Genomic DNA, 15985 nt, shown 5'->3' on the forward strand with positions numbered 1-15985 from the left:
GAAACCCTACACACGGCGGTACACGGCGGCGAGGCGCTCACGGGAATCGGCCCAGGTGGGCACCCTGCGGCGGGCCCGCCCGGCGAGCTCGCGGGCCGCCTCGGGATACTCCAGCGTGATCCTGATCGCACGCGCCAGCTCGGCCGGCCGGTCGGGCGCGACCAACCGCCCGTCGTCGCCGAGGATCTCCCGTACGGCGGGCAGGTCGGAGGCGACGACCGGGGTGCCGGCGGCCATCGACTCCAGGATCTTGAGCGGGGCGCAGCCCTGGTCCAGGTTGCGCGGGCAGGCGGTCAGCGGCGCCACGGACACCGCCGCCCCGGCCAGCCAACCGGCCACCTGCTCATGCGGCAGCGTGAACCGCCACACGACCCGCTCCGCCACGCCCAGCCGCTCGGCCAGGCGCTGGAACGGCCTGGCGCGGCGCTCGGGCACCGACGAGCAGATCACCAGGCGCAGCGTGGTCAGGTCGGCCAGCCTGGCGAAGGCCCGCAACAGCACGTCCACGCCCTGCCAGCGCTGCAGCGCACCGACGTAGATCAGGTACGGTCCCGCACCCGCCGGGGAGACAGGGGCCGTGGCGGGGCTGCCTGGGCTGGGGCCGTGGCCGGAGGGGACAGGGTGCGCGCCGTTGGGGACGTGGTAGATCTTTTCCGGATTTATCCCCATTTTGCGGATGGCATCCCCGATAACGCGCGAAGGCACGACGACCGCGTCAGCACGCTCCAAGCAGCGCAGCTCCAGCGCCCGCAACTTGGCCAGCGTCGAGGGGGCCGCCTGCGGCCAGGTGTGCGGCAGCTCGATGGACGGCAGCCCGTTCGCCTCGTACACCAGCTTGACCGGAAGGCCGAGCGCCGGCAGCGCGCTCCACGGGTCGCGCACGTGCACCAGCTCCAGCGTCTCCTGGTGTGCCCGGAGATGCGCGGCCACCCAGTGCGAGTAGGCCTCGGCCCGGTCGATCAGGTTGGGCACCCGCATGTCGAACCGGGCTATCCGGACGTCGCCCTCCTGCTGGTAGCGCGGCAGACCGCCCCCGCCGAGCACACCCAGCAGTCCGCCGCCGAAGTGGTCGGACAGCTCGCCCGCCATCTGGCCGATGTGCACGGCCGACCCCTTGCTGGAGGGGAACCGGTCGAAGGCGAAGTAGGCCGCGCGCACGGCCCACAGCCTAGGGGCGCCCACCGGCGTACGACGTCAGACGGCGATGTAAAGGTCCGCGCCGCCGGGGTGGTGCACCTCCAGATCGGTGGCGAACGACCGGGCGGGCGTGCCGCCGGACTCGGTGTGCTTCCAGACCCGCTGCCAGGCGTCGACGATCGCCTGCGGCATCTGCCCGCGTGCTTCGACCTTGAGCGACCTGGCCGCCGGGACGCGCACGGCGACCATGCCCTCGGGCAGCCGTGGCACGGTGCGCACGGCTATGCCGACGATCTGCGTGTAGGCACCGTGGTGGTCGCTTTCGTAGTCGGTGAGCACCGCGTAGAGAAGCTCGTCGGCGCGGCCCGGTACGTGCGCGAACGCGCCGGGGGCACCGGCCCGCTGCCACAGCACGGGCAGCTTGGCCCGGTCAGGGTCCAGCTCGTCAGCGTTCGTGGTGCGTACGGCAAAGCCTACGACGACCAGTTCGTCCCGATTGGTGACGTCCACATGCCTCTCCATCCCCCATAAGTACCCCGGCCGATCATAAGCCCCCGAGAAAGGGGGAATTCCATTGTTGAGACTGTCACCTCATAAGATGGATGAACGTGAAATTTCTGAACGGCATGGAGCCGCACTACGACCTGACCTACAGCGACGTGTTCATGGTCCCGTCGCGCTCGTCGGTCAACTCCCGGCTCGCGGTCGACCTCTCGACGCACGACGGCACGGGCACCACCATCCCCCTCGTGGTGGCCAACATGACCGCGGTGGCCGGCCGGCGCATGGCCGAGACCATCGCGCGGCGGGGCGGCATCACGGTGATACCGCAGGACATTCCCTTCGACGTCGTCGCGAACGTCGTCGACTGGGTCAAGAAGCGCGATCTGGTGCACGACACCCCGCTCACCCTCACCCCGCACGACACCGTCGGCGAGGCACTGCAACTGCTGCCCAAGCGCGCCCATGGCGCGGTCATCGTCGTCGACTGGGAGAACCGGCCGGTCGGCGTGGTGACCGAAGCCGACTGCCAGGGCGTGGACATGTACACCCAGCTCGCCCAGGTGATGTCCAGCGAGCTGCTGACCCTGCCCGCCGGCCTCGACCCGCGTACCGCCTTCGACCGGCTGCACGAGGGCCGCCACCGCCTGGCCCCCATCGTGGACGGCGACGGCCGCCTGGTCGGCATCCTCACCCGCCTCGGCGCGCTGCGCGCCACCCTCTACGCCCCCGCGCTCGACGCCGAGGGCAGGCTCCGCGTCGCCGCCGCCGTCGGCGTTAACGGCGACGTCGCCGCCAAGGCGAAGGAGCTGCTGGAGGCCGGCGTCGACTGCCTGGTGGTCGACACCGCCCACGGCCACCAGGAGAAGATGATCTCCGCTCTGAGGGCCGTACGGGCGCTCGACCCCGGCGTGCCGGTCGCGGCGGGCAACGTGGTGACCGCGGCAGGGGTGCGCGACCTGGTCGACGCGGGCGCCGACATCGTCAAGGTCGGTGTCGGACCCGGCGCGATGTGCACCACCCGGATGATGACCGGCGTCGGCCGGCCGCAGTTCTCCGCCGTGCTGGAGTGCTCGGCCGAGGCCCGCCGGCTCGGCCGGCACGTGTGGGCCGACGGCGGCGTCCGCCACCCGCGCGACGTGGCGCTCGCCCTGGCGGCCGGGGCGGCGAACGTGATGGTCGGCTCGTGGTTCGCCGGCACCTACGAGTCGCCCGGCGACGCCCGCACCGACGCGGACGGGCGCAAGTACAAGGAGAACTTCGGCATGGCCTCCGCACGCGCCGTGCGGCTGCGCACCGCCGAGGACAGCCCGTTCGACCGGGCGCGGAAGGCACTGTTCGAGGAGGGCATCTCCACCTCGCGCATGTATCTGGATCCGCGGCGGCCCAGCGTGGAGGACCAGATCGACGCGATCGTGGCCGGCCTGCGCTCCTCGTGCACCTACGCGGGCGCCTCGAACCTGGAGGAGTTCCACCAGCAGGCCGTCGTCGGCATCCAGGGCTCCTCGGGCTATGCGGAGGGCATGCCGCTGCACCAGAGCTGGTGACGCCTCAGGTGCGCCGCCAGCCGCCCGCCGCGTGGATGCCGCCGTCCACGTGGAGGGTCGTGCCGGTGACGAACCTGGCCAGATCGCCGGCCAGGAAGACCGCCGCGCCCGCCGCGTCAGCCGGATCGCCGAGATGGCCGAGCGGCGGAGTCCGTACCGGATCGAACGGGAGCGGTGCGGCCAGCATGCGCTCGCGCACCCCCGACTCCCCCTCGGTGGGCAGGGCGTCGGGGGCGATCGAGTTGACCCTGATCCCGCGCGGGGCCAGCTCGAGCGCCAGCGACCTGGTCAGGCTCTCCAGAGCCGCCTTCATGGCCGCGTAGACGGCGAACCCGGGCGCCGCCTGATGAGCCTCGCTGGAGGTGAGGTTGATGATCGACGAGCCCGGGCCCATCAGCGGCAGCATGCGCCTGATCATGCCGGTGACCTGGGTGAAGTTCTCGTCGATCAGGGTGCGCTCGCCCTTCGCCGAGACGTCGGCGAAGGGTGCGTGGAAGGTCCCCCCGACGTTGTTGACCAGCACGTCCACGCGGCCCCAGCGCTCGGCCACCGCCTGCCCGAACACCTCCACGGCCATCGGGTCGCGCACGTCCAGCGTCATCGCCGGCTCACCGTACGGTTGGTCCAGGTCGCAGGTGGCGACCCGGGCCCCGAAGGCCTCGAAGGTCTCCGCGATCGCCCGCCCGATCCCCCGGGCCGCTCCGGTGACCACGGCGACGCGCCCGGTGAGCAGGATCGCATCGGGAGAAAGTGCGGCCATGGACGATGACGATATCCCGACCGCATAGAGTCGTCGGGTTCATTCCCATCGTCATCAGGAGCACTTCGTGGCACTCGAGAAGCCGGAGATCGACTTCCCGGAGGGCAACCCGCCCGCCGACCTGGAGATCGAGGACATCGTCGTGGGGGACGGCCCCGAGGCCAAGCCGGGTCACAACGTGAGCGTCCACTACGTCGGCGTCGCGTTCTCCACCGGCGAGGAGTTCGACGCCTCGTGGAACCGCGGCCAGGCCTTCGAGTTCCCGCTCGGCGGCGGCCGGGTCATCGCGGGCTGGGACAAGGGGGTCGCGGGCATGAAGGTCGGCGGCCGCCGCAAGCTCGTCATCCCGCCGCAGCTCGGCTACGGCAACGCCGGCGCGGGCGCCCGCATCAAGCCGGGAGAGACGCTCATCTTCGTGGTGGACCTCCTCGGCGTCCGCTAGCCCATTCGGGCAGGGATCCGGAAATTCAGCTTTTCGGGTCCCTGCTCCGGTGGAGGCCTTTTTGAATACGGCACGGCCTCGGTTGGGGAATTGTCGCCTGGGTGAGGCACCATAGCGGTGTGCTACTGATCGACGTGGTCCGGGTGTCCGAAGCGGTGACGCGCACGTCCGCGCGGCTCGGCAAGGTCGGCCATCTGGCGGAGCTGCTCGGCCGGGTCGGCCCGGACGAGGCGGAGATCGCCATCTCTTATCTGTCGGGCGAGCTGCCGCAGCGCCAGGTCGGCGTGGGCTGGCGCGGCCTGCAGGATCTGCCGGGCCCCAAACTGGCGGCCACGGCCACGCTCACCGACGTCGACGCCCTCCTGACGAAGATCAAGGCGGTGTCCGGCCAGGGTTCACAGGCGGCGCGCAAAGCCCTGGTCACGCAGCTGTTCGGCGGGCTCACCAGCCAGGAGCAGGCGTTCATGCTCAAGCTGCTGAGCGGCGAGCTGCGTCAGGGCGCGCTCGACGGGGTGATGATCGAGGCGATCGCCAAGGCGTCGGGAGCCGCGTCCGCCGACGTGCGGCGAGCGCTGACGCTACGCGGCTGGTTGCCCGCGGTGGGCGCGGCCGCGCTGGCGGGCGGAGTGGCCCAGCTGCGGGCCTTCAAGCTGGAGGTCGGCCGGGCCGTCTCCCCCATGCTGGCCGGCAGCGCCCCCAATGTCGCCGCCGCCCTGGACAAGGCCCACACCCCGGCGGCCCTGGAGTGGAAGCTCGACGGCATCCGCGTCCAGGCGCATCGCTCCGGTGGCGAGGTCAAGGTGTTCACCCGCACCCTCGACGACATCACCGCCCAGGTGCCGGAGCTGGTCGAGGCCGTGCTCGCGCTGGCCGCCGACGACCTGGTGCTCGACGGCGAGGTGATCGCCCTGCGCCCCGACGGCCGCCCGCACCCCTTCCAGGTGACGGCCGCACGCACGAGCAGCAGGACCAACGTCGCCCGGTTGCGCGAGGAGACCCCGCTGCACGTGTTCTTCTTCGACGCGCTCCGCGTCGGCGGGGCCGACCTGCTCGACCTGCCCTACTCCGAGCGGCAGCAGGCCCTGGCCGGGGCGGTCCCCCCGGGTCTCCTCACCCCCCGCCTGGTCACCTCCGACGTGGCGGAGGCGGAGAAGTTCTTCACCGAGGTGGTCAAGGCCGGCCACGAGGGCCTGGTCGTCAAGTCCCTCGGCTCCCCCTACGCCGCGGGCCGCAGGGGCGCCGGCTGGATCAAGGTCAAGCCCCGCCACACCCTCGACCTGGTCGTCCTGGCGGCCGAATGGGGCCACGGCCGCCGCGAGGGCAAGCTGTCCAACCTCCACCTCGGCGCCCGCGACCCGGACTCCGGCGGCTTCGTCATGCTCGGCAAGACCTTCAAGGGCCTGACGGACGAGCTCCTCGCCTGGCAGACCGAGCGTTTCCTGGAGCTGGCCGACGGCCCCACCGACGAGTGGACGGTCCCGCTCCGCCCCGAGCTGGTGGTGGAGATCGCCTTCGACGGGGTGCAGCGCTCACCCCGCTACCCCGGCGGCATGGCGCTGCGTTTCGCCCGCGTGCTGCGCTACCGCCTCGACAAGCGCCCCGAAGAGGCCGACACCGTGGAGACGGTCCGCTCCCTGATGGTGTGACCACCCGAGTCGCGTGGCCGCGGCGGTTCGGGGAATGGGGCAGTCATGGGGGACACCGAACGGCCGCGGATCGCCATCTCGAGCTGCCTGCTCGGCGTCCCCGTGCGCTACAACGGCGGTCACAGCCGCGACAGGTTCCTGGACGACACGCTCTCTCAGCACGTCGACTGGATCCCCATCTGCCCGGAGATGGAGATCGGGCTGGGCGCGCCCCGTGACGCGCTCCGCCTCGAAGACTCCGAAGGCGGCCCCCACCTCGTCACCCGCCGGACCGGTCAGGACCACACCGAGCCCATGAACGCGCTGGCCACCTCCCGGATCCCGCGGCTGGACGCCGACGGCTACGTCTTCAAGGCCAAGAGCCCGAGCTGCGGAGTCCGCGGCGTGACGCTGCACCGGGGCGGCACCGTCGTCGACCACAAACACCGCGGCCTGTTCGCCGCCGCGGTGATGGACGCGCACCCCCTGCTTCCGGTGGAGGACGAGGGCCGGCTGCACGACCCTGTCCTGCGGGAGGCGTTCGTCGAACGCGTCTTCGCGCACGCCCGCCTGCGCGCCCTCCTCGAGGGCGACTGGCTGCCGCGCGACCTGATGGCGTTCCAGGCCAGGCACAAGATGCAGATCATGTCCCACGCCTCCTACCAGGAGACGGGCCGCCTCGCCGCCGCGTCAGGCACCCGTCCCCGGGAGCCTCTCGCCACCGAGTACGCCGAGGCGTTCAAGAGCGCGCTCACCCACCGGACGTCGGTCGGCCGCCACGTGAACGCGTTGCAGCACTGCCTCGGCATGCTCGATCTCGACCACGTCCTCCGGGACGACCTGCTCGACGTGATCGAGTCGTACCGGGCGAGGCGGGTGGCGCTGAGCGTGCCGATGGCGCTCCTGCGCCATCACGCGCGGCGAGCCGAAGCCGCCTATCTCGCAGAGCAGACGTACTTCCGCCCGTATCCGGACGAGCTGGCCCTGCGCAACCACGTCACTCCCTGACCTCGATCAGGCGAGCGGGAACGGCTGCCCGTGCTCGCTCTGCGGGCGCGGGCCGAAGATCCGGCGCTCGGCGGCGGTGATCCTCAGGTCGTTGATGCTCGCCTCCCGCCGCGCCATGAGGCCGCCCTCGTCGAACTCCCACAGCTCGTTGCCGTAGCTGCGCCACCACTGCCCGTCCGCGTCGTGCGATTCGTACTGGAAACGGACGGCGATGCGGTTGTCGGTGAACGCCCAGAGTTCCTTGCGGAGCGCGTAGTCGAGCTCCTTCTCCCACTTGCGCGTCAGGAAGGCGCCGATCTCGTCCCGGCCGGTGACGAACTGGTCGCGGTTACGCCAGACCGAGTCCGGCGTGTAGGCCGGCGCCACCCGCTCCGGGTCGCGGGTGTTCCAGGCGTCCTCGGCGGCCTGGACCTTGGTACGGGCGGTCTCGGCGGTGAAGGGCGGGACGGGCGGGCGCGTCATGCGTACTCCTTGGTGATCAGCTTGCGGTAGTCGGGAAGCCTCCGGAGGAAACCGGCGGTGACCGCGCCGACAACGCGATCATCACGACGGTATTCGGCGAGGAACCGGCCGTCGGGCTCGGCGGCCACCAGGCGTGTCTCGTAGCCGGCGCCCGTGAGACCGACGGATTGCAGCCGGTGGCCGTACAGATGGCACCAGAACGACGGCACGGGGTCGAACCGGCCGCCGACGCCCAGCAGCGCGCGGGCCGCGTGGGCGCCCTGCCCGACGGCGTTGCTGTAATGCTCGACCCGGGTCGTCCGGCCCCCGAGAAGGGAGGACGGCCAGCGGGCGACGTCACCGGCCGCGGCCACGCCCGGCGCGGCCAGCCCCCACCGGTCCACCACGACGCCGCCGTCGAGGCGCAGACCGGAACCGCGGAGCCAGTCGACCTCCGGCTCGGCGCCGAGGGCCGGCACGAGGAGATCGGCCGGCAGCACGGTGCCGTCGTCGAGGTGGACCCGCTCGACCCGGCCGCCGCCGGTGGCGGCGCGGACGCGGCGGCCGAGCCGCAGGTCGACGCCGTGGGCGCGGTGCAGGCCGGCGACGATCGCGCCGACGCGCTCCCCCAGCGGCCGGCGCAGCGGCACCCGGCCGGAGCCGACCAGGGTGACCGGCAGGCCAAGGGTCCGCAGGGTGGCGGCGAGCTCCGAACCGACGAACCCGGCTCCCGCGATGACCACGCGGGGCCGGGTGGCGAGGGCGGCGCGCAACCTCCGGGCGTCGTCGAGGCCACGCAGCGTGACCACGCCCGGCAGCGCGTCCGAACCGGGCAGCCCGCGGGCGCGGACCCCCGTCGCGATCACCAGCCCGTCGTAGGCGACGGGCGGCAGGCGGCCTCGCAGGAGCCTGCGTCCGGGCAGGTCCAGGCCCGTCGCCGGCTGGCCGAGCAGCCAGCTCGCGCCCAGGTCTGCCGCGCCGGGCAGCTCGACACCGCCCGCTCCGGGCAGCAGGTACTCCTTGGACAGCGGCGGCCGCCGGTAGGGGCGATGGCGCTCGGCGCCGACCATCACGAGCTCGCCGTCGTACCCGAGCCGGCGGAGCTCCTGCGCGGCGCTCAGACCGGCCGGCCCGGCGCCGGCGACGGCGATCCGGCGCACCGGATCAGGCCCTGTCCAGGACGATGGCCTGTACGGGGCAGGCACGGACGGCCTCTTCGACCGCGGGCCGTTCGGTGTGCTCCGGCGCGGTGTCGTAGACCAGCTCGTCGTCCTCGTCGAGGGAGAACACCTCCGGGGCGGCGAACACGCACTGGGCATGGGTCTGGCAGAGCGTCATGTCGACACTGACGCGCATCACGGCTCCTCTCGGGCTGGGCTTCGGGGGCTTTCAGGCTGGGTTGAACCGGGAGTACTTGCCGAACGACCAGCGCTGCCGGACCGCGTCCGTGACCTGGACGACCTGGTCGACGTCGAAGTCGACCAGCCGCTGGGCGCCGGGCACCGCCGCGGCCCGCTCCGGGGCCCAGTCGACGCGGGCGCGGCCGGTCAGGTGCAGCGTGTGACCGCGTTCCCAGTCGACGAACAGCAGGCCGCAGCGCGGGTCGAGGTCGAGGTTGCCCAGGGTCATGTACATCGAGTTGCCGACATAGTCGGGCCAGGTGAGCCGCCGGTCGCCGGTCACCTCGACGAAGCCGGGGTTGCCGCCGCGGTGTGACACGTCGGTGCCCAGGCCGGCCGCGCGGGTGGCGACGAAGAAGGTGTCGGCCGCGGAGATCCACCGAACCTGGTCGGCGGTCGGGGTCCGGCTGGTGAGCGCCGTGGTGCTCGCCACGGGGAGGTCGTCTTCGTCCACCGTACGGGTCTGGATGTATTTCGGGCAGTTCGAGTACACCTGCTCGGTGTGCACACGGAGCCGGTCGCCGTCCCTGCGGGCCCGGCCGTTGACCCGCATCCGGCGGCGGCTGGCCGGCTCGATGGCGAGCATGCCGATGTCCCGCTCGGTGTCGAAGCGTCCGGCCAGCGGATCGCCGTCGCGGGGCAACAGGCCGGCGACGACGGTGCGGGCGTCGGGCGCGGCGGTGAAGCCGGCCGGCCCCGTCAGCACGCTGGCCCAGACCGCCCCGGCGTCGTCGGCCGCCGCGATCACCAGCATGCGCTGCCGGCTGAGGAACTCGGCTGCCACCGGGGGGATGGCAGCGCCGACGCCGGCCGATCCCCAGCTGCCGGCGGTGACTCCGGCGCGGCGCTGCACCCGCTGTTCGCCTTCGTGGAGCATGGCGACTCCTTTCTCGAGGCCGGCCCGGGACGCGCGGCGGCCCGGGCCGGGGGTTTCTAGAAGAATCCGCAGGTCGGCGCACCCTGCGTGGGGGCCGATGCGGTCTCGGCGCCGGCCGGCGCGTAGATCTCCAGGCGGATGCCGTCCGGGTCGGTGAAGAACACGCCGCCGGAGGACGCGCCTTCGCCGTGCGGCACGATCCCGTCGTAGACCAGCTCCGCGCCGAGATCGCGCAGGACCGTCTCGGCGCGCCGCACCGCCTCGATGTCGGGCACCTGGAACGACAGGTGGTGAAGTCCGGGCAGGCCGGTGGCGAACGTGCCGGAGCTCTGCTGCCACAGCGTCACCAGCAGGGTGCCGTCGCGGCCGAGGAAGGCGAACCTGCGGTCACCCTCGGTCTGCTCGCCGAGGATCTCGAAGTCGAAGACCTGGCGATAGAAGGCGATCGAGCGGGCGAGATCGGTCACGTTCAAGCCGACATGACCGGTCTGCAGAGTGGGCGTGCTCATGCGGTACCTCCGTGGGTGCGTACCGGTGGCCAGGCAGGCTCCGCCACCGGAATTTCTAATGGATCGATAGAGTGGATACCGTTAGATAGTGGCGGATGTTTCTCACGGCGTCAAACGGCCGGTACCGTTAGAAGCATGAACGTGGCCGACATCACCGGTGGTGGAGCCCCCATCCTGGGCGAGCCGCTGCCGATCGAGCTCGGCAACACCGCCTACGCGGTTCGCGGCCGGCTCATGGACGGTCTGGAGACCATCGACCACCTGGCCGCCTGGCTGCGGGACGTACGCCCACGCCTGGCGATCCGGCCGTCGGACGCCGACCTGCTCGGCGTGACCGGCGACGACCTGCGCCTGGCCCGCGAGCTCCGCGAGACGATCCGGCAGTTGGCGGCCGCGGCCGCGGCAGGCCAGGATGCCGATCCCGGCGCGGTCACGACGCTCAACCACCTCGCACGGCAGGCCGCGCGCTGGCACGAGCTGCGCGTCGCCCCCGAGCCGCATGTGGTGGTGTGCGCCGAGGGCCGCCCGGTGGCGGCCGCGCTCTCCGCGCTCGCCGATGACGCGGTCACCCTGTTCGGCGGGCCGGCACGGCACGGCGTGCACGCATGCCAGGGGCCCGGCTGCCGGCTCCACTTCGTCCGCGAGACGCCGCGCCGCGAGTGGTGCTCGGCCGGCTGCGGCAACCGCGCCCGAGCGGCCCGCCACTACGCCAAGGTGCGCGACCACGGGCCGCACAGCTCCTGAGGGCGTTCCGCCCACGTGCCGAGGAGTGGTCTCTCCGTTCAGCCGGAAAGTGGCCGTACCACGACAGGCCACTCGCCCCTAGGCTCGACACCCGCAAGCGCCCCCGCCTCAGGAGACGATCACGTGATCAGCGTCGGCAGACTCCTCCCGTCCGATAGAGACGCCTGGGAGGCCCTGTTCGTCGCGTACATCGACTTCTACCAGCGGGTCGAGCCGGCTGAAATGTACGACCGGGCCTGGCGGGAATTCCAGGCGGACACGCGCCTGCACGCCCTTGGAGCGAGGCTGGACGGCAGGCTCGTCGGCATCACGCATTTCCTCGTCCACGGCAGCACATCGGCGCCCGACGCCGACGTGTGCTACCTGCAGGACCTGTTCACCGCCCCGGACGTGCGGGGCCAGGGCGTGGCACGCGCGTTGATCGAGGCCGTCACCACCTGGGCCACGACCCAGGGATGCTCCCGCGTGTACTGGAACACCCAGGCCTCGAACATCACCGCGCGCCACCTGTACGACAAGGTGGCCGAGAACCACGGCTTCATCAAGTACCAGATCGACCTGCCACGGGACCACGCCGAGCAGCAGTGAGCGGGCCGCGCCGCGGTCCCGGCCGCTCTTCTTGCAGCCACCGCTGATCTGCCGGCGATCGCACCGGCACCTCGGCGCGACAAGCCGGCCACCGCGGAGCCGCGCCTCCGAGAGGTCACACCCACCCTCGCCCGACCGCCCCAGCGGACCCGCACCGAGATTCAGCGCCGCGCCTACCACCCTGGCCTCCTGAAGGGGTCCCCCACCTCGCACGGACCGGTAGGACTGCGGCCCATCGCAACACACCAGCGGACCGCTCGGTCATTCGGTCATGCGGCGCGACCGCGCGATGAGGGTCGGCCTGCTTCCCGCCCACCGTTCGCTTTCCCCTGAAGACAAGGATCAGCACTCCCCTGAGCCGAGCCCTCGGCGGCGGTCGACGCCGGGCAGGCGCCGCTGGGTCACCGTCACCGCAGGCGTGGCCGTCATCGCCGCCGCCTCCACCACCGCCTGGGCCGCGGCGAATCACCTGAACACCTCCGTGACCGCCTCCGCCTTCACCCCGTCGAACGCCGCAGCAACCACACCGGCGAGCACCTCGCCGGGCGGTGCGGCCACCGCGTCCCCTGCCGGCTCGCCAGGCGTCCAGCCCACCGCCACGGCGTCCCTCAGGCGAGCGACCGGCACCCCCACGCCGGCGACGGAGGCCGAGTCCCCCCGGACAGTCGCCACGTCCCCGCCGAAGCCCGTCAAGGCAGCCGAGCGCAGGGCGGAGACCAGGTCGGCCAAGCCCAAGGCCCGCGTCATCTCCTCGGGTGCCTGCGGTGCGTCCTTCTACGACGAGCCCCAGATGACGGCCAGCGGCGAGCGCTTCAACCCCTCGGCGATGACCGCGGCCCACAGGACCCTGGCCCTCGGCACCAGGGTCCGCGTCACGGCCCCGGCCAGCGGTGAGTCCGTGACGGTGCGCATCAACGATCGCGGCCCGTACGTCGGCGGACGCTGCCTCGACCTCTCCAGAGCTGCCTTCGCCAAGATCGGCAGCACGGACGCCGGAGTCATGAGGGTCAAGTACGAAGTCCTGGCCCGCTGACCATTCAGCGGCTCACCGGCTCGATTTCCGGCCCGAGACACCGAGCAGCTCTTCCAGTGAACGAACGCAGTTAATCCTTGCGTGACCGACGCCCAGAATCCTGGATATATCACCCAGAGCCGAGAACGAAAACCCGCCCTCAACTGCACGAAGGCGGGTTGGACATGCGCCACGAAGACGGTTTCCAAGGTCCGGGAACCGTCTTACGGGAATCAATCAGTTTTGCGCCCGCGAAGGCGGGCCTGCGCATAACTCCGCACACCCCGAAGGCCGCATCGCGAATGCCGGCTTCCGGGCACATAGGCGAGCCTGGCACACGTGGAGGCGACGCTCCGGCGTGCGCGCGAAGGCCCGCTGTACGGTCGCGAAGCAGGTTCCGTGTGAGGCGCCGTCACTTCACCAGGCGGATCGTGAGCGGGTAGCGGAAGGAGCTTTCGGTGAGGGCCGCCACTCCACCCACGATGGACAGGACGATGGCGCCCACCCAGATCACCGGCAGGAGCACGATGCCGATGACGGTGAACGGCAGCAGGAAGGTGGCGCCCGTGACCGTGAGGTGGAAGTTGAGCGCCTCCATGGCGTGGCGCCGGATGTAGGGCGAGGTCTTGCCGCCCGTCAGCAGCAGGATGAGCGGGCCGAGGATGGGGAACCCGAGGAGAGCCAGCAGGTGCGCCGCGGAGGCGCCGAGGCGCTCGTTGCTCTCGGGCTGCGCCTCGGGTCGCGCCATGGGCGCGGGCGGAGCCAGGCGCGGCACCGACTGCGTGCCGTACAGCTCCGACATGATGGGCATCAGGTCGCCATGCGTGCGCGCCGTCATCGCGCGCTCCAGCCGCTCGTCGAACTCGAGCTTGTCGAGCCGGCCTTCGGCGTAAGCCGCCTGGACGTGCTCGACCACGTGTTCGCGGTCCTGGTTGGTGACGCGCAGGTGAGCTGGCGGCACCTGTCCCGGCTTCGAGGGTGTGGGTACCCCAGCCATAAGAGCCATGCCTCTCCTTAGATCGGACTGTCATCGTCCATACTGCGTTACGGCGGGCAGGCGTGGCATCGGGTGAATCCCGGAGGTATCCCCGAGATGAGCCCCGACGCGCGCGGGCGTTTGACGGTATAAAAAGGATTCATGAGATGGCGAGACCGCTACGGAATCCGGCGGCTGCGCGGCCCCAAAATCGCGAAGTTCGATCGCGAGGCGACAGACGCCGACATCGAAGCGCTCATCGCCTTTGCCCGTTCGCGGCGTGGCGTTGAGTTCTACGTCGAGCCTGAGACGTTCGCGACCGACACGACGGCTGTCGCCGTGGCCGACGACGGCGAATGGACCCGGCGAAGGGTCGGCTCCCCGGCAGTGATCCGCAAGGTGGCCCGTGACCTTGCGTTGCCTGTCTATGACGTGCAGCTCACGGGATATCCCCAGCGCATGCGCGCCTACAACGATCGTCGCCGCCGCGAAGGAGACAGCCTGGACTAGAGCGCCGGGCTTGGGCCGGCTGACCTGCTGCAGCTGGTCACCGAGTGCGCGTTCGCCACCCTGGTCGGCCTGGTCGACAACCTCGCCGGACCGGTCGAGCTCGACGAGCCCCTGCGGCCGCAGGCATGGAAGTAGCGACACCTGCCGGGTGAAGCGGTCGCCCCTGGCGATCGCGCACCGCCGCCTCCGGGGACGGCCCCCCTCGGCCGGAGCCGGTCGAGGGGGCCAGGCTAGGTCGCTGCACTTGGCGGGCTCCGCGTTGTACGGCTCGACCTACTCGGCGTGCACGGGCTGGCCGCACCCGCCGCCCGGGTCACCGTGCCGGTGCAGTTCCTGCTCCAATGGGACGATACGCGAGTGCCCAGGGACCAGGCCTTGGCGCTGTTCAACGCCCTGGGTTCCATCGAGAAGACGCTGCACGCCAACCCCGGCGACCACGGGGGAATCCCCGCGTTCGAGACCGACGATGCGCTGCGGTTCTTCGCCCGGCACCTTGCATAAGGCCGCTGCCTTGTAGCCGGCGACGTTGCCTGACACGGCACCTAGCCACCTCCCCCATCAGGAGGTCCGCCATCGGGCGGCAGAGCACCGCTGGGCGACGGATCGTCGTTGCCGGCCGACAGGTCGTCGCCGGACGGTGGTGCGGCGTCGCCGGCCAGGTCGAGCAGCGGGAGCAGCCAGGTCGCGCGGGCTTGGCCCATGGCGGCGTCGAGCTCTGCCGGGGAGGGGAGGCGGCCGCTGAGTATGCCCGGGGGCACCAGGTGCTGCAGAGCGTGCATGAGCAGGTTGGCCATGGAGTAGTGCGGGTCGGCGGTGAGGGCGCGCTCCAGGGCGATGGTGGCCAGGATGCTGTCTCCTGCTCGCCAGGCGGCCATGGCGAGCAGGGATGCCGCCGCCGGCACGAAGCTCGGCTCCAGGCGGCGGGTGAGATCCTTCCACAGACCGGCGTGGGACTCCTCAAGGAGTGTCCAAGCCTCGTCGCGCACCCTGACCACGGAAAGGTCCAAACCCAGCCTGGCCGCCTCACCGTCATCGAGGCGGCCTCCGGCGGCGTGGGCGGCGAGCGCGGCGCGGACCCTGGCGAGGCCCTGGGCCGTGAACTCCCTCGCGAAGGCGTCGGCGTCGGCCGAGGCCGACAGCCTGGCTCGCAGGTCATGGACCGCCTCGGCGGTCGCCCGGCGCATCGCCATCCGGACGGGGCCGGTCACCGGCGCGATCGTGCGCTCCAGGCTCCGGCGATCGGGCAGGGCGACCAGGCCGCGCACCGTCGCCTCGGCCGCTATCCGGCTGGCCTTCGGATCGTACGGGGTGCCTTCGGGCGGGCAGCACGCAGTGCTGTCGCAGACGTAGGACCAGAAGCGGCCGCCGTCGGCGCGCAGGACCTCGCCCACCTCCACTCCGGCCTGCGCGGCCAGTGCCCTGGCCTCGTCGACCGCCGGAGTCACCCGCTCGCCGGGACCGTAACCGACCAGGACGACCTCGGTCACCGATTCGCGAGCGAGCAGCGGCACGAGGGGCGCCAGCGTGCCCGGCGGGAACGGCAGCCCCCAGCGGGCCGTCACCTTGACCTGGCCGCGATCGAGGCCGATCACCACAAGGCTGTCGTCGGGATGGAACCCCACAAGGTAGGGCACGGCTGCCAGGACGTCGGCGGGGCTGGTCAGGGTGAGGCAGGGCTCGGAGATGTTGGTCGTCATGGACAAGGAGCGTGCCCGCGGCGGCGATGATCCCGGAGCGCCGAAAGCGGTTCTGGGGATAGGCGGCCCGGAGCAGCGGGCGCCCTGTGGACAACGATCCTCGCGGGAGGTCGTACCGGTGAAAGACCTCGAAGTCAGCGGGCTTCCTGTAGGCCAAGCTCCCGACCGAAGGACGTACCTGTCAAAGAGCCCGGAGCCGGCGAGCTGCCGG

The 15985-nt window shown here is 71.6% G+C and carries 19 protein-coding genes; 9 read left to right on the plus strand and 10 right to left on the minus strand.

Annotated elements, in window-relative coordinates; all coding sequences use genetic code 11:
• Positions 1-6 precede the first annotated feature (6 nt).
• Positions 7-1158, minus strand: coding sequence for a glycosyltransferase family 4 protein (locus V5E28_RS35845; RefSeq protein ID WP_336213679.1), 1152 nt, complete (start codon positions 1156-1158; stop codon positions 7-9).
• A 36-nt stretch (positions 1159-1194) separates the two neighbouring features.
• Positions 1195-1647, minus strand: a complete 453-nt coding sequence (locus V5E28_RS35850) for a GyrI-like domain-containing protein (protein WP_336213680.1) — start codon at positions 1645-1647, stop codon at positions 1195-1197.
• A 98-nt stretch (positions 1648-1745) separates the two neighbouring features.
• Here V5E28_RS35850 and V5E28_RS35855 point away from each other — a divergent pair, with 98 nt between their 5' ends.
• The gene (locus V5E28_RS35855) at positions 1746-3185 is read left to right on the plus strand and encodes a GuaB1 family IMP dehydrogenase-related protein (protein WP_336213682.1); all 1440 of its coding nucleotides are present in this window, start codon (positions 1746-1748) and stop codon (positions 3183-3185) included.
• Positions 3186-3189: 4 nt separating this feature from the next.
• Here V5E28_RS35855 and V5E28_RS35860 read toward each other — a convergent pair whose 3' ends face one another.
• Positions 3190-3945, minus strand: a complete 756-nt coding sequence (locus V5E28_RS35860; RefSeq protein WP_336213683.1) for an SDR family oxidoreductase — start codon at positions 3943-3945, stop codon at positions 3190-3192.
• Positions 3946-4012: 67 nt separating this feature from the next.
• Here V5E28_RS35860 and V5E28_RS35865 point away from each other — a divergent pair, with 67 nt between their 5' ends.
• The 3 genes from V5E28_RS35865 to V5E28_RS35875 all read left to right on the plus strand — a co-directional run bounded on the left by V5E28_RS35865 (position 4013) and on the right by V5E28_RS35875 (position 7020).
• Complete coding sequence (locus V5E28_RS35865) at positions 4013-4387, plus strand: FKBP-type peptidyl-prolyl cis-trans isomerase (RefSeq protein ID WP_336213686.1); 375 nt, start codon at positions 4013-4015, stop codon at positions 4385-4387.
• 119 nt (positions 4388-4506) lie between these two features.
• Positions 4507-6033: an ATP-dependent DNA ligase gene (locus V5E28_RS35870; RefSeq protein WP_336213688.1), complete on the plus strand. Its 1527-nt coding sequence runs from the start codon at positions 4507-4509 to the stop codon at positions 6031-6033.
• Positions 6034-6078: 45 nt separating this feature from the next.
• Entirely contained in the window at positions 6079-7020 is a 942-nt protein-coding gene (locus tag V5E28_RS35875) for a YbgA family protein (protein ID WP_336213691.1), read from the plus strand.
• 6 nt (positions 7021-7026) lie between these two features.
• On the opposite strand, the gene V5E28_RS35880 is transcribed toward V5E28_RS35875, so the two are convergent.
• Genes V5E28_RS35880 through V5E28_RS35900 form a run of 5 tightly spaced genes read right to left on the minus strand, consistent with a single transcriptional unit; the run spans position 7027 to position 10247 of the window.
• On the minus strand, positions 7027-7482 hold the full coding sequence (locus tag V5E28_RS35880; RefSeq protein ID WP_336213692.1) for a nuclear transport factor 2 family protein: 456 nt from the start codon (positions 7480-7482) through the stop codon (positions 7027-7029).
• Positions 7479-8621 carry an NAD(P)/FAD-dependent oxidoreductase gene (locus V5E28_RS35885; RefSeq protein ID WP_336213693.1) on the minus strand — a complete coding sequence of 381 codons (1143 nt, stop codon included), beginning with the start codon at positions 8619-8621 and terminating at the stop codon, positions 7479-7481. The genes V5E28_RS35880 and V5E28_RS35885 overlap by 4 nt, the downstream gene beginning before the upstream one ends.
• 4 nt (positions 8622-8625) lie before the next feature.
• Positions 8626-8817, minus strand: a complete 192-nt coding sequence (locus V5E28_RS35890) for a ferredoxin (RefSeq protein ID WP_336213694.1) — start codon at positions 8815-8817, stop codon at positions 8626-8628.
• A gap of 33 nt (positions 8818-8850) precedes the next feature.
• A complete protein-coding gene (locus V5E28_RS35895) occupies positions 8851-9738 on the minus strand; it encodes a pyridoxamine 5'-phosphate oxidase family protein (RefSeq protein WP_336213695.1) in 888 nt (295 codons plus the stop codon).
• 56 nt (positions 9739-9794) lie between these two features.
• Positions 9795-10247: a VOC family protein gene (locus V5E28_RS35900; RefSeq protein ID WP_336213696.1), complete on the minus strand. Its 453-nt coding sequence runs from the start codon at positions 10245-10247 to the stop codon at positions 9795-9797.
• Positions 10248-10382: 135 nt separating this feature from the next.
• Here V5E28_RS35900 and V5E28_RS35905 point away from each other — a divergent pair, with 135 nt between their 5' ends.
• From V5E28_RS35905 to V5E28_RS35915, 3 genes are all read left to right on the plus strand, one after another.
• On the plus strand, positions 10383-10991 hold the full coding sequence (locus tag V5E28_RS35905; protein WP_336213699.1) for a CGNR zinc finger domain-containing protein: 609 nt from the start codon (positions 10383-10385) through the stop codon (positions 10989-10991).
• Between the two features lie 123 nt (positions 10992-11114).
• Positions 11115-11579: a GNAT family N-acetyltransferase gene (locus V5E28_RS35910; RefSeq protein WP_336213701.1), complete on the plus strand. Its 465-nt coding sequence runs from the start codon at positions 11115-11117 to the stop codon at positions 11577-11579.
• 271 nt (positions 11580-11850) lie between these two features.
• The gene (locus V5E28_RS35915) at positions 11851-12612 is read left to right on the plus strand and encodes a septal ring lytic transglycosylase RlpA family protein (protein WP_336213703.1); all 762 of its coding nucleotides are present in this window, start codon (positions 11851-11853) and stop codon (positions 12610-12612) included.
• A gap of 391 nt (positions 12613-13003) precedes the next feature.
• Here the strand turns inward: V5E28_RS35915 and V5E28_RS35920 are convergent, their stop codons facing one another.
• On the minus strand, positions 13004-13588 hold the full coding sequence (locus V5E28_RS35920; protein ID WP_336213704.1) for a DUF1707 and DUF4870 domain-containing protein: 585 nt from the start codon (positions 13586-13588) through the stop codon (positions 13004-13006).
• A 141-nt stretch (positions 13589-13729) separates the two neighbouring features.
• Here V5E28_RS35920 and V5E28_RS35925 point away from each other — a divergent pair, with 141 nt between their 5' ends.
• Positions 13730-14077, plus strand: a complete 348-nt coding sequence (locus tag V5E28_RS35925; RefSeq protein WP_336213706.1) for a hypothetical protein — start codon at positions 13730-13732, stop codon at positions 14075-14077.
• Between the two features lie 282 nt (positions 14078-14359).
• Positions 14360-14578, plus strand: a complete 219-nt coding sequence (locus V5E28_RS35930; protein WP_336213708.1) for a hypothetical protein — start codon at positions 14360-14362, stop codon at positions 14576-14578.
• Positions 14579-14619: 41 nt separating this feature from the next.
• Here the strand turns inward: V5E28_RS35930 and V5E28_RS35935 are convergent, their stop codons facing one another.
• Positions 14620-15774, minus strand: a complete 1155-nt coding sequence (locus tag V5E28_RS35935) for a DUF4192 domain-containing protein (protein WP_336213710.1) — start codon at positions 15772-15774, stop codon at positions 14620-14622.
• Positions 15775-15985 lie beyond the last annotated feature (211 nt).

Origin of the sequence: Nonomuraea sp. LPB2021202275-12-8, from assembly GCF_037044575.1 — a bacterium.
Lineage (GTDB): Bacteria > Actinomycetota > Actinomycetes > Streptosporangiales > Streptosporangiaceae > Nonomuraea.

Bases quoted from the DNA above. Each gene is read 5' to 3' on its own strand.
- V5E28_RS35895 (WP_336213695.1), bottom strand. From the start codon at position 9,738: ATGCTCCACGAAGGCGAACAGCGGGTGCAGCGCCGCGCCGGAGTCACC.
- V5E28_RS35920 (WP_336213704.1), bottom strand. From the start codon at position 13,588: ATGGCTGGGGTACCCACACCCTCGAAGCCGGGACAGGTGCCGCCAGCT.
- V5E28_RS35860 (WP_336213683.1), bottom strand. From the start codon at position 3,945: ATGGCCGCACTTTCTCCCGATGCGATCCTGCTCACCGGGCGCGTCGCC.
- V5E28_RS35875 (WP_336213691.1), top strand. From the start codon at position 6,079: ATGGGGGACACCGAACGGCCGCGGATCGCCATCTCGAGCTGCCTGCTC.
- V5E28_RS35880 (WP_336213692.1), bottom strand. From the start codon at position 7,482: ATGACGCGCCCGCCCGTCCCGCCCTTCACCGCCGAGACCGCCCGTACC.
- V5E28_RS35925 (WP_336213706.1), top strand. From the start codon at position 13,730: ATGAGATGGCGAGACCGCTACGGAATCCGGCGGCTGCGCGGCCCCAAA.
- V5E28_RS35935 (WP_336213710.1), bottom strand. From the start codon at position 15,774: ATGACGACCAACATCTCCGAGCCCTGCCTCACCCTGACCAGCCCCGCC.
- V5E28_RS35915 (WP_336213703.1), top strand. From the start codon at position 11,851: ATGCGGCGCGACCGCGCGATGAGGGTCGGCCTGCTTCCCGCCCACCGT.
- V5E28_RS35890 (WP_336213694.1), bottom strand. From the start codon at position 8,817: ATGCGCGTCAGTGTCGACATGACGCTCTGCCAGACCCATGCCCAGTGC.
- V5E28_RS35900 (WP_336213696.1), bottom strand. From the start codon at position 10,247: ATGAGCACGCCCACTCTGCAGACCGGTCATGTCGGCTTGAACGTGACC.
- V5E28_RS35905 (WP_336213699.1), top strand. From the start codon at position 10,383: ATGAACGTGGCCGACATCACCGGTGGTGGAGCCCCCATCCTGGGCGAG.